This window comes from Pseudomonas sp. Root569 (assembly GCF_001427465.1).
GTDB classification, from domain to species: Bacteria; Pseudomonadota; Gammaproteobacteria; order Pseudomonadales; family Pseudomonadaceae; genus Aquipseudomonas; species Aquipseudomonas synxantha.
Genome location: NZ_LMGQ01000001.1, coordinates 215793 through 227885 on the forward strand (window position 1 = coordinate 215793; position 12093 = coordinate 227885).

Below are 12093 nucleotides of genomic sequence, written 5' to 3' on the forward strand. Positions count from 1 at the left end.
TGCCCTCTCAGCGCGCCGCGACCACGGTGCCGCGACATTCACCAAAGCCGATGCTGGCAAAACCTTCGCGGATGCAACGGCCACGCAGGATGATTTCGTCGCCGTCCTCAAGGAATTTACGCACCTCCCCGCTGGGCAATTCGATTGGCTTCTTACCGCCTTCGGTGATCTCCAACAGGCTGCCAAACTGCCCCGGTTGCGGACCGGACAAGGTGCCCGAGCCGAACAGATCACCGGCCTGCAACTGGCAGCCGTTGACGCTGTGGTGCGCGACCATTTGCGCCACGGTCCAGTACATGTGTTCGGTGTTACTCAAAGTCAGACGATGAGCGGGCAGGTTCTGCTCACGCATCAAAGCCGTGGTGAGCAGCACCTCCAGTTCGATATCAAAGGCACCCGCGTTCTGATCGCGCTTATCCAAGAGATACGACAAGGGTTGTGGATCACCCTCGGGCCGCGCCGGTTGTGCTTTACGGAATGGCTCCAGCGCTTCGGCCGTCACCACCCATGGCGAGATGCTGGTGATAAAGCTTTTGGACAGGAACGGCCCCAGCGGCTGGTATTCCCAGGCCTGGATATCCCGCGCCGACCAGTCGTTGAGCAAGCAGAAGCCGGCGATATGTTCGGCGGCATCGCCAATGGCAATCGCGTCGCCCATGGCATTGCCCTGGCCGATCCAGATGCCCAATTCCAATTCGTAGTCCAGGCGTGCACAGGGACCGAAGGTCGGCTCGGTCTGGCCGGCCGGCAGGGTCTGGCCCTTGGGGCGCCGCACATCCGTGCCTGACGGGCGAATGGTCGAGGCACGGCCGTGGTAGCCAATCGGCACGTACTTGTAGTTCGGCAACAATGGATTATCCGGGCGGAACAATTTGCCAACGTTCTGCGCGTGTTCGATGCCGACGTAGAAGTCGGTGTAGTCATTGATCCTGGCCGGCAAGTGCATCTGGCAATCGGCGGCACGGTGCAGCACCTGCGCCTCGCGGGTTTGCAGCTTACTGCCTTCGGCCAGCAGTTCCAGCAGGCGCTCGCGCAGGGCAACCCGAGGGCCACGGCCGAGTTCAAAAAACGCGTTCAGTTGGCCACCCGCCGTGGCCTCGACGGCGCGTCGGGCTTCACCGTCAAACTCATCCAACGCGGCATGCAGGTCGAGGATTGCGTCGCCAATCGCCACGCCACTGCGCGGTGCCGAGCCATTGATGCTGAATATGCCCAGGGGCAGGTTTTGCAGGGGGAAATCCGCGTGGCCGTTGGCGGAGGCCACCCAGCTGCGGGCAAGCGTTGATTGCGTCATGGGTTATCTCCGATTCGGGTTGAAGGTGGCGGGCAGTGCGGCCCAGCACTGGTCATAAGCGGGTTGCAGTTGCGGGCACTCGAGGGCGAACTGAGTCGGGCGCAGCACCTGGCTGGTCTCGAACATGAAGGCCATGGTGTTATCGATCTTGTGCGGCGCCAGGTCTGCATTGATGGCCTTGGTGCAGGTCTCGCCGTCCGGGCCGTGGGCGCTCATGCAACTGTGCAGCGACGCGCCGCCGGGCAGGAAGCCTTCGGCCTTGGCATCGTAGGCGCCCTGGATCAAGCCCATGTATTCGTTCATCAGGTTGCGGTGGAACCACGGCGGACGGAAGGTATTCTCGGCCACCATCCAGCGCGGCGGGAAAATCACAAAGTCGAGATTGGCCAGGCCGTGCACGCTGGTGGGCGAAGTCAATACGGTGAAGATCGACGGGTCCGGGTGATCGAAACTCACCGTGCCGATGGTGTTGAACCGGCGCAGATCGTATTTGTACGGCACGTTATTGCCGTGCCAGGCGACCACGTTGAGTGGCGAATGATCGAGCTCGCAGGCCCACAGTTCACCGAGGAATTTCTGTACCAGCGTTGTAGGTTGCTTGAGGTCTTCATAGTGGGCAACCGGTGTAAGGAAGTCGCGGGGGTTGGCCAGGCCGTTGCTGCCGATCGGGCCCAGGTCGGGCAGGCGCAGCGGGGCGCCGTGGTTTTCCGCGACGTAGCCGCGTGCTTGCGCGTCCAGCAGTTCGATACGGAACTTCAGCCCGCGGGGCAGTACGACAATTTCCAGCGGCTCGACGTCCAGCACGCCCAGTTCGGTAGTGACGCGCAGGCGACCCTGTTCGGGGACGATCAGCAGTTCGCCGTCAGCATTGAAGAACACGCGCTCCATGGAGCGATTGGCGCGGTAGTGATAGATGCTGATGCCCGAAGGTTTTTCCGACCCCGAGTTGGCCACCATGCCGACCAGGCCGTCGATAAAGTCCGTCGGCTCACTCGGAAGATCCAAGGGGTTCCAACGCAGGCGATTGGGCGTTACTGCGCCCAGCGGGCCACCGGCCAATTGGCGTTCCAGCTTGATGAACGCCGGGTGGTTGGCCGACGGCTGGATGCGGTACAGCCAGGTACGCCGCGCTTCGCTGCGGGCCATGGTGAAGGCGGTACCGGAAAACAGTTCGGTATAGAGCCCGTAAGGGGCTTTTTGTGGCGAGTTCTGACCGACCGGCAGCGCGCCAGGCAAGGCTTCGCTGGCGAATTCATTGCCAAAGCCAGATAGATATTCGAGGTGCATGGATCATCCTCTGTACACAAGTTGTTTTTATCGTAATCCAGTTACGCATAACGTAATTTGATCGCTATCGAGCGTCAAGCTATAAAGACGCCCATTCATCTCTCGGATTCTCGCCCTTCCATGGAAAAGCCCCGCGACACCGGTAAACAGAAAGTCCGCTCGGCGGAAGTCGGCACCGATATTCTCAAGGCCCTGGCCGAACTGTCTCCGGCCACTTCACTGTCACGTCTGGCTGACCATGTGCAGATGCCGGCGAGCAAGGTCCACCGCTATTTGCAGGCGCTGATCGCCTCGGGGTTTGCCGAACAGAACCCCGCCACCAACCATTACGGCCTGGGCCGCGAAGCACTGCGCGTGGGCCTGGCGGCGCTGGGCAGCATGGATGTGTTGAAAGTCGGCGCCATGCCCCTGGCGGAGCTGCGCGATGAATTGAATGAAACCTGCTTCCTGGCGGTGTGGGGCAACCAGGGCGCAACAGTGGTGCAGATCGAACCGGCGGTGCGTGCCGTCACTGTGGTCACACAGCTGGGCTCGGTGTTGCCGCTGCTCAGCTCGTCCACCGGGCTGGTGTTCAGCGCCTACCTGCCGTCGCGGGAAACCGTGGAATTGCGCGAACGCGAGATTCAAGCCGGCATCGCCCACTCGCTGGCGGACGATCAGGCCTACGCCACGGTGTGCGAGCAGATCCGCAGCCGTGGCCTGCATTTTGTGCATGGCTTGCTGATGCCCGGCGTGGATGCGTTGTCGGCGCCGGTGTTCAATGCCGTCGGGCAGGTGGCAGCGGTGATGACCGTAGTCGGCCCGACGTCGCTGTTCCACGCCGATGAAGATGGCCCGGCGGCGCAGCATCTGCTGGCGGCGACCCGGGCCGTGAGTTGGCGCATGGGCTATCAGCCCTGAATCAATCCTCGCTGCGTGACAAAGCCACAGCCAGGCGATCCTCCAGCGCCTTGACCTGCGCACCGGCCACCACATAATTGTTGGTCAGCATCGAGAACACGAGCTTGCGCCCGTGGCCGTCGGTAACGTAGCCGCTCAATGACGACACGCCGCCCATGGAGCCGGTCTTGGCATGCAGGTTGTTTTCGGCCGAGGTGCCACGCAGGCGATAACCCAGGCTGCCGCCCGTCATGCGGTCAGTGTTGCCGGCAACCGGCAGCGCGTTGTACCAGGCGTTGAACCATGGCTGTTTGCTCGCGGCCAGCAGCAGGTCGGTGAGGGTTTGCGCCGACACCAGGTTGCGCCGCGACAGGCCGGAACCGTCGACTTGATTGAGGCTGCTTGTGTCCACCCCCTGGCGCTTCAAGAACCCGGCCACCGCCGTCACGCCCGCCGCCGCCGTGCCGCTGTTGGCGGTCTGGCGGCCCATGGCCTTGAGCAAGGCTTCGGACATGTTGTTGTTCGAGAGCTTGAGCAGCGGCACGATCAGCTCCTGCAATGGCGCCGATTGGTGCTCGGCCAGCACTGTCACTGCTGCCGGACTTGCCGCGCCCATCACTCGACGCCCTAATACTTTAATCCCCTGCTGCGCCAGCGCCTGCTCAAACAGATTGGCCACCAGTTGCGTCGGCTCCCAGACACTGATCAGTTGCTGGCTCTGTCGCCCCGGAGCCACCGCACCGCTGAGTTGCAGCAGGTTGGTGCCATGGCGGCGGTTGATTCCATAGGTGTTGCCCGGCCCACTCACGGCGCGGTTGCTCAGTTGCAGGTAATCGGTGGGCGGGAAAATATCGACACCCACTGGCGAGCCGGCCCGCAACGGCGCCTTGGCGGTGACCAGCACGCTGCCGGCATCGAAATCCGCATTGGGTGACACAGTCAGCGCCGAAATCTGCGCGCCGTAGTAGGTGGTTTCATCATCATGGGACCAGTCGACACCCAGCCGCTCGGCATCGAACCAGGTGTCATCGAACACCAGGTCGCCCTGCACCTGGCGCACACCCTGGCTGGCCAACTGCGCGGCGAGGGCCTGGTAGTCGGCGAACTGGATGCTCGGGTCGCCGAGTCCACGCAGGTACAGGTTGCCAGTCAGACGGTCGCCCTGACGTATGCCATCACTGACTAACTGGGTAGAGAAACGGTACTGCGGCCCCAACACATCCATCGCCGCTGCCGTGGTCAGCAGCTTGAGGTTGGAAGCGGGCACCAACCGTGTGCGTGGGTTGTGCTGGTAGAGCGTGGTGCCCGTGCGGGCATCGCGCACCATCAGCGACACCGTGGCGCCGTGCAGCGCCGGGTCGCTTAACAGTTTGTCCAGGGTGGCAGGCGTGGACGTCTGCGATACGCTGGCGCAGCCACCCAGTAAAAAGCTCAAGCCGACCAGCAGGGTGCTGGTGTGAAACCATTTTCCAAAGTGCATCAGTGTGCCGTTCCCGCAAAATCAACAATAACGGCAACGCTAACACTGTAGGAGCGAGCTTGCTCGCGAAGAACGCACAGGCAACGCGTTAAACCAGGCAGCCCGCGTGAGCATTGACGTTTTTCGCGAGCAAGCTCGCTCCTACAAAGGGATGGCGTTAGAAGGTAAGTGTGCTGGACACCGACACCTGCCGCGCATCGCCTATGGACACAAACTGCGTATTCACCGACGAGGTGTAGTAAGTGCGGTCGAACAGGTTCTTCACGTTGAGCTGGAACTTGACCTTCTGCCCCTCAAGCCTGGTGTCATAGCTGGCGAACACATCGGCCACGGTGTAGCTCGGCAGTTCGAAGCTGTTGGCCGCGTCCCCGGCACGCTCGCCCACATAGCGAGCGCCCCCGCCGACCCGCAGTTGATCACCGCCGAAGATGCTGCCGAAGTCATACACCGCCGACAGCGAGCCGGTATTTTTCGCCACGTTCTGCAGGCGGTTGCCTTTGAGCGTCGGGTCTTCGGTGACCTCGGCATCGGTGTAGGCATAGCTGCCGATCAGGCTCCAGTTGTCGGTCAACTGGCCGCTGGCATCCAGCTCCAGACCACGGGAGCGCACCTTGCCTGCCACGCTGTAGACCGACGTCAAGCCTTCACCCACCTGCACCAGCACATTGCGCTTGTCGATCGTGAACAGCGCCGCGCTCGCAGTGATACGTCCCGGCATATCGAACTTGGTGCCCAGCTCCCAGGCCTTGGACTCTTCCGGTTGCAGGCTGCCGTCCAGCACGGTTTTATTCGCCAGTGGCGCGATGGTGGAGTTGGGCTTGAACGACTCGGTATAGCTGCCGTAGAACGACAGCTCATCGGTGTAGCGATACACCAGGCCGGCACGCGGCACCCACTTCTGCCCGTTGCCATCGGTGTTGGCAGTGAACGGTACGCCTTTGCCGGCGTATTGGTCGTACATCTGGTAGCGCGCGCCGCCAACCAGGATCCACTGATCGTTCAGGTGAATCGCGTCCTGTAAGAACAGCGAATCACTGCGCAGCAGATCGGTCTGGTTGCTGTCCGGGGCGCTGACCTTGGACCCCGCCACTTCGTTGCCGTACACCGGGTTGGTGTAGTCGAACGTGCCACGCGGCGCCTGGCGGATCAGATCGGCACGGTAGATCTTGCGGTACTCGTCGTCCAGGCCGAACACCAAGTCATGTTGCATACCGGCCACGTTGACCTTGCCCTCGAGGCTGGCGGTGGCAAAGCGGTCAGTGGTCAACGCGCCCTGGGTGCCGTCCATGCTGCGGGTCAGGGTGCCGTTGGTGTTGACCTTGACCACCCGCACCTGGCTGGCATCGTAGGTCTCGCGGTTCCAGCTGTAACCGAAGTGGGCCTTCCAGTCGTCGTTCAGATCATGATCGACCGTGAGGCGGTACAAATCCGAGCGGCCTTCCATGTTGTTGAATGGCTCATCCAGGCGACGGGTGGCGGGGATGTTCAACGGATGGTTGGTCTTGGGATCGATGGCGGTGCCACGGTCGAACGGCGCAAGAAATTCGCGGTGCTCATAGGCCGCTACCACTTGGGTGGTGTCGCCATACCAGGCCAGGGACGGCGCCACCAGCGTCTCACGATGGGTGCCGTAGTTGCGCCAGTAGTCTTCATCTTCATGATCGACAATCAGCCGATAACCCAGGCCGCTGTCACCGAGCGGGCCGGTGGTGTCCAGGTTGCCACCGCTACCGTTCTTGCCGCTGCCGAAGCTTGAGCCACGGGCGGTCAGCGAGGTGGACTGCATCAGCTCGGGCTTCTTGCTGACGATATTGACCACGCCACCCGGGTCCTGGATGCCATACAACAAAGACGACGGGCCCTTGAGCACTTCGACCCGTTCGGCGGTCGCGTTCATGGCCCGGCCCTGCACCACCGGCATGCCGTCCTTCATGATCGAGCCATTACGGTTGTCGCCAAAACCGCGCAACATCACCGCGTCCTGGGTGCTGCCGAGGGTGTTGGACTGGGTGATGCCGCTGATATTGCCCAGGGCGTCATCCAGGTTGCGCGGCTGTTGGTCGCGCAGCACCTGGGCCGGCACCACGTTGACGGTTTGCGGGGTTTCCAGCAGAAGGCCATGGGAGCGCATCACCGAGCTGGTGGGCGGCGGCTGGTAGCTGGTGCTGTCCTGGGTCGGGTTGGCTGCGCTGATGGTGGTGGCGCCGAGGCTCACCGCTGCGTCGGTAGGCACCGGCTCCAGGGCCAGGGTGCGGGCGTCGATCTGGCGGAAGGTAAAACCTGAATGGCTCAGCAGGCGTTGCAGGGCCTGGGTCGCACTCATCTGCCCGCTGACGGCCGGGGCATTGAGGCCATAGGGCGCGTCATCGGTATAGATCACGCTCAGGCCCGTGACCCGGCTGAAATCACTCAAGGCCTGGGGCAACGGTTTGGCGGCCAGGGCAAACGTGAACTGGGCGCTTTGCTGCTCCTGCGCCTGGGCGATGCCAAGCGGCAGCAATGCCAACCCCGACACCGCTAATACCGAGGCTCCCAGCCACTGTTTTACCCAACCGCCTGCCGCTGACTTCATGCTGTGAGAACCCGTGTAGAGAACGCTGTTAATGCGAATAGATCGCAGTTCATGCACTACACGGATGGGCCGTGGGTTTACCTCACCTGAATCAGAAAATATTTTCTCGGATGCCCTAGCCGCCCCTGTCAATCAACGAGCCGCTCGCCGCCAGGCATTCCTTGGCGCTCTTCTTAAGCTTCTTGATCAGCCGCTCCTGGCGCAACGCCTCCCCTTTGCTTGCACACTGCTCGGTATAAACCAGCGCAACAGCCGGGCTGGACAAGAAAAACCGCGCGCCCTTGCCGCTTTGATGGGAGGCAAAGCGGCGCACCGGATCATTGCTGATGCCGCAATACAGCGAGCCATTGGCGGCGCGCACCAGGTAGACAAACCAGGGTTTGGATTCAGAAGGATCAGTCACAAGTCGTTTCGGCAAACCGCAGGGAGGCCAATCTTATCAACGACCAGCCTGGAATGCCTTCAAGCCTTTGCGGGCCTGGGCACGTACAGCGTTTTTCAGCGCAGGCGACCAACCCAGCAACAGGCCCTTGAGGCCCAGGGCCTGGCGCGACCAACGCCACAGGTCGAAGTGGTCATGGTGTTCGCAGATCTTGCCATCGCGAAACACAAACCTGGCGCCGATATCGTTGACCACGGTATTGCCGGTGGCGCTGAACAGATAGGTCGCCACCCAGTGCGCGCTGCCAGTAGTTTCATCACTGCGCACCTGGTCGTACGTCAGGGAGAAGTCCTTGGCACGGGTGGTGAGCATGCGCCACATGTCACCGGCATCACGCCCATGCAGCTCACCGAAAGCCGGGTCGCTGAACACCACGTCGTCGCTGTAGCAGGCGGCCATGGCTTCAGCGTCCAGGCGCTGGAAAGCCTGGTAGAACTGGGTAATCAGGGCGTTATGGGCATCACTCATGGGCAGGCTTCGCACGTGGTTCAGGAAGGACTGAACGATAGTCCGCACCGCGTGGGAAAGCCATGGCTATTCACCGCGTCGATGAGCGATGCCCGGCGGTATCAGAGGTAGACCACTTCCAGGGTGGCGCTGCCGTCTATCTGGATCTCTTCGCTGATCGGCAGGTTTCTCTTATAGGTGAGTGTCGTGGACACCTCCAGCACGCCCTTGAAGGTGGTCATCGCCAATGGTGTCGGAGTGGCGTTGCCCGGGTCCTTGATGCTGCGCAGAAAGCCCGGCTGCCAGACCGTGTTGCCCGCAGCATCGAGCCACATGTTGCCATTGGCCGACTCAATCGGCATACCCGGTACGTCGTCGGCGCTCACTTGCGCCATCATCAGGCTGTACCAGCCGATTTTTTCATTGCCACTGGCCAGGCCCAGGCCAAACACTGAAGCCGAGCCCAACTGCTCGGCCGAGGTGCCGGGACGGTTATCAGTGCTCTTGACCGCCAGCAAGGTGGGCGCATCACAAGTGACCGACAACTCAAGCGAGGCGTCCGGCAGCTTCGTGTAGCCGGTAGGATGCAGGTCCTGGGCCGAGATCTTGCCATGGTCCACCACGCCGGCATTGGACAAGAGAGGCGTACAGGCTGCCGGTGTGATCTTGCCGACCACACTGAGGTCCACACTGGACGCAGCCATTACATTGGAAACACCCGCCAGCCAAAGGGCGGCGGTCATAAGTGCACGAGACGGTTGCATATCAATGCTCACTTTCGGCCGATTATCAACGGATCGAACAACGCACTCCGGCGTTTTGCCAACCTGAAGTTCGACTCAACTAATTAGACTAGGGATGTCAGCCCATCGCAGTAACGACAGAAAGACCATCACAACTTAGAGCAGGTCGACCTTGAGCTGAATACAACTAATACGAATCCAAAATCGCACACTAGTTAATCAACCACTGTCATAAAACTGCAACTTTCTAAGGCACCATGCCTGCGGCACGCGCATAAGCGAACAAGTCCACATCCGTGGATATACACAACCGGTGCATGGCCGTGCTTTTCTGCTTGCTGATGGTGGAAATACTGCGATTGACCCGCGCCGCAATCTGGCTGACGGTCATGCCGCTGGCCAGCATGCGCACCACCTCGCGCTCCTTGCCCGACAGCTGCGGCTGTTGCGATTGATCACCCGGCCCTGCCTCCACCAACTGCTCGCGCAGGGACTCGCTGGCGAAGTTCTGGCCGGCGCACACTGCCTTGATCGCCAGGGGCAGTTCCTTGGCCGAGGCGCTCTTGGCAACGATGGCGCGTGCGCCATGGGCAAATGAGGCGCGCAAGGTAGCGATGTTGGCGAACATGGTTACCAGAATCACCGGCAGCGCCGGGTACTGGCGACTCAACAGGCTCAACAGGCCGTAACCGTCGGCCTGCTGCCCCCCGGGCATGGCGAAGTCAGTGACGAGCACATCGCAAGGTACCTTGGCCAATAAGTTGAGCAACTCATCGGGACCGTTGGCCTCCGCGACCACCTTGCACCTGCCGCCCGCCTCAATCACCACTCTCTGCCCAATACGTACAATGGGATGATCGTCAGCAATAATTACACGAAGCATACATACCCACGAATGATGGCAAATTGAATGCACGCAAAATAACCTTGCTGGCGATTGGTAACAACCGGTAACAGCAAGTGAGGTTCAGCCGCACCCCATGTTTTGAAGGGGGTAGTTTTGAACTTACAGAACAAAAGGAAAATTCTTACACTCCAAAGTCACGACAAAACCGTTCAACTTCGACAAATCGTCACAATTCACGTAAGTAGTCGAGATAAGCCGCCAGATCGCGCTGGAACACTTCCAACTTCTGCTGGTTGAATGCCACGCCATGGGTACGTACCTCACTGATCAAGGCGCTGCCCCTGGACTCCAGCCCCGCGCCACCCAAGAAGGCCAGGCTGCCTACCAGGCGATGCAAGCGCTCAGCAGTCAATCTGGCATCCAAGGCGTTGCGTGCGTGAGTGAGTGCCTGGGTGTCCAGCAGCGCTTCGGTGAGCAGGCTACGCAGCATCTGATCCACGACCTGCGGGCTGCCAAACAGCTCGACCAGGCTGGCGCGGGTAGGCCACCCCGGCGCAGAAACGCCCGGCGACCGGCTCGGAAGCGCTACCCGCTCGCCGGGCAGCCAGCGCATCAGCATGTCACGCAACGGTTCAAGGGCCAGCGGTTTGAGCAACCAGGCATCCATGCCGGCGTCGCGGCAGCGTTGCGGGTCGTCGTGCACCAGGTTGCCGGTCAGCGCAATGATCGGCACTCGCTCACACCCCAGGTCTTGCTCGCGCTGGCGTATGGCACGCGCCAGGCTATACCCATCCATGACCGGCATCTGACAGTCGCTGATCACCAGGTCAAAACGCCGGCACGCAATGGCCGCCATGGCACTGCTGCCATTCTCGACCAAGTGGTGGCTCAGCCCGAGCTTATCCAGTTGCCAGCCCATCATCGCCCTGAAGACGCAGTGATCCTCCACTACCAATACACACTGTTGTCGCCAATGTGCCGGTGTCGCGGCATGGCGCATCAGTTTTTCTGCGAAGCGACATCGCTCGAAAGCACGCCCGCTTACCTCATCAGGTGCTCCTTGCAGTACTACTTGAGTTCGGGCAGCACTGACGTAACAGCCAGGAACAGACATTCAAGGCGCTGCATAGCGCAGCCCTCAAAGCCGTTCAAATAACTGTAATCGCACACTCAAAATATCCTTTCAGATGTATGACTGACGATACAACAACTACGAAAAAAAACTTTCTCGCTTAAATAGCTTTACCCCGCCTCCCTTTACTTGCCGCTGGGCCAATGTCGTAAAAGTTGTATATCCGTGTGTAACGGCGCTGACTAAATTGTTTGCACCCCGCCAGAGGGTAACGACCCGCCACATTTATCAAGGGCGGCTATAAACCAGACCTGACAGCACTTGCCTTGCTGCAGTGGGTCGCCATGGGTCTGTTTTCGCCTGTTGGTCACACACCGGAACAACACATTTATGAACAAGCATTTGGTTGCCCTTGGCAGCGTTCTGTTGATTACCTGCGCGCCCCCCGCCTTCGCGGCCAGTTCCCAGGACCTCACCGTTACCGGGGTAATTACCCCCAGCGCCTGCGAAACCCTGATTACCGGCGGCGGCGTGGTCGATTTCGGAAAAATGTCGGCCAAAGAGCTCAATGCCGACCAATACACTCCGCTGCCCCGGCAGACCGTGCAATTGAGCGTGAGCTGCGAAGGGCCGACGCTGTTCACCCTGAACACCATCGACAACCGGCCCGGCTCCAGCGCCAATCACCCGCACTGGCATGGCCTGGGCATGACCGCAGAAGGCGAGAAGATCGGCGGCGCCGGCTTCAACCTGTATAACCCGCTGGCCGACAACCTGCCCGCCCAGACCATCAACTCAAGCGATGGCGGCACGACGTGGCAACTGGGCACCCAGCTCAACCCCACCGTATTGACGGCAGTGGCGATCAACAACGTGCCGGTGCCGGTCGCGGTGCGCCAGTTCCAGGCCAACCTCAGGCTCAACACCCATATCGCGCCCAGCGACAGCCTGACGCTGCTTGACGAAGTGCCGGTGGACGGCCACGCCACCGTACAACTCATGTACCTGTAACCGCTGCATACAGACCCCA

At 61.0% G+C, this 12093-nt stretch carries 11 protein-coding genes; 2 read left to right on the forward strand and 9 right to left on the reverse strand.

Features of this window, described 5'->3' with window-relative positions; all coding sequences use genetic code 11:
• Nucleotides 1-7 precede the first annotated feature (7 nt).
• On the reverse strand, nucleotides 8-1294 hold the full coding sequence (gene fahA / locus ASD70_RS01025; RefSeq protein ID WP_056845463.1) for a fumarylacetoacetase: 1287 nt from the start codon (nucleotides 1292-1294) through the stop codon (nucleotides 8-10).
• Nucleotides 1295-1297: 3 nt separating this feature from the next.
• Entirely contained in the window at nucleotides 1298-2581 is a 1284-nt protein-coding gene (gene hmgA, locus ASD70_RS01030) for a homogentisate 1,2-dioxygenase (protein WP_056845464.1), read from the reverse strand.
• A gap of 120 nt (nucleotides 2582-2701) precedes the next feature.
• Here hmgA and ASD70_RS01035 point away from each other — a divergent pair, with 120 nt between their 5' ends.
• Nucleotides 2702-3481 carry an IclR family transcriptional regulator gene (locus ASD70_RS01035; protein ID WP_056845465.1) on the forward strand — a complete coding sequence of 260 codons (780 nt, stop codon included), beginning with the start codon at nucleotides 2702-2704 and terminating at the stop codon, nucleotides 3479-3481.
• A gap of 1 nt (nucleotide 3482) precedes the next feature.
• Here the strand turns inward: ASD70_RS01035 and dacB are convergent, their stop codons facing one another.
• The 7 genes from dacB to ASD70_RS01070 form a co-directional block, all read right to left on the reverse strand.
• The gene (dacB, locus tag ASD70_RS01040; protein WP_056845466.1) at nucleotides 3483-4940 is read right to left on the reverse strand and encodes a D-alanyl-D-alanine carboxypeptidase/D-alanyl-D-alanine endopeptidase; all 1458 of its coding nucleotides are present in this window, start codon (nucleotides 4938-4940) and stop codon (nucleotides 3483-3485) included.
• Between the two features lie 157 nt (nucleotides 4941-5097).
• Nucleotides 5098-7512 (reverse strand): TonB-dependent siderophore receptor, encoded by a 2415-nt coding sequence (locus tag ASD70_RS01045; RefSeq protein ID WP_056845467.1) that lies wholly within the window; start codon nucleotides 7510-7512, stop codon nucleotides 5098-5100.
• 115 nt (nucleotides 7513-7627) lie between these two features.
• Nucleotides 7628-7915 carry a GIY-YIG nuclease family protein gene (locus tag ASD70_RS01050; RefSeq protein WP_046071023.1) on the reverse strand — a complete coding sequence of 96 codons (288 nt, stop codon included), beginning with the start codon at nucleotides 7913-7915 and terminating at the stop codon, nucleotides 7628-7630.
• 36 nt (nucleotides 7916-7951) lie between these two features.
• Complete coding sequence (locus ASD70_RS01055; RefSeq protein ID WP_056845468.1) at nucleotides 7952-8422, reverse strand: nuclear transport factor 2 family protein; 471 nt, start codon at nucleotides 8420-8422, stop codon at nucleotides 7952-7954.
• 101 nt (nucleotides 8423-8523) lie between these two features.
• Nucleotides 8524-9144, reverse strand: coding sequence for a DUF1120 domain-containing protein (locus ASD70_RS01060; RefSeq protein WP_233518665.1), 621 nt, complete (start codon nucleotides 9142-9144; stop codon nucleotides 8524-8526).
• Between the two features lie 247 nt (nucleotides 9145-9391).
• On the reverse strand, nucleotides 9392-10027 hold the full coding sequence (locus ASD70_RS01065; protein WP_046071020.1) for a response regulator transcription factor: 636 nt from the start codon (nucleotides 10025-10027) through the stop codon (nucleotides 9392-9394).
• Between the two features lie 190 nt (nucleotides 10028-10217).
• A complete protein-coding gene (locus ASD70_RS01070; protein WP_056845469.1) occupies nucleotides 10218-10991 on the reverse strand; it encodes a response regulator in 774 nt (257 codons plus the stop codon).
• A 462-nt stretch (nucleotides 10992-11453) separates the two neighbouring features.
• Between ASD70_RS01070 and ASD70_RS01075 the strand changes: the two genes are divergently transcribed.
• Nucleotides 11454-12074, forward strand: coding sequence for a DUF1120 domain-containing protein (locus ASD70_RS01075; RefSeq protein ID WP_056845470.1), 621 nt, complete (start codon nucleotides 11454-11456; stop codon nucleotides 12072-12074).
• The last annotated feature ends 19 nt before the right edge of the window (nucleotides 12075-12093 follow it).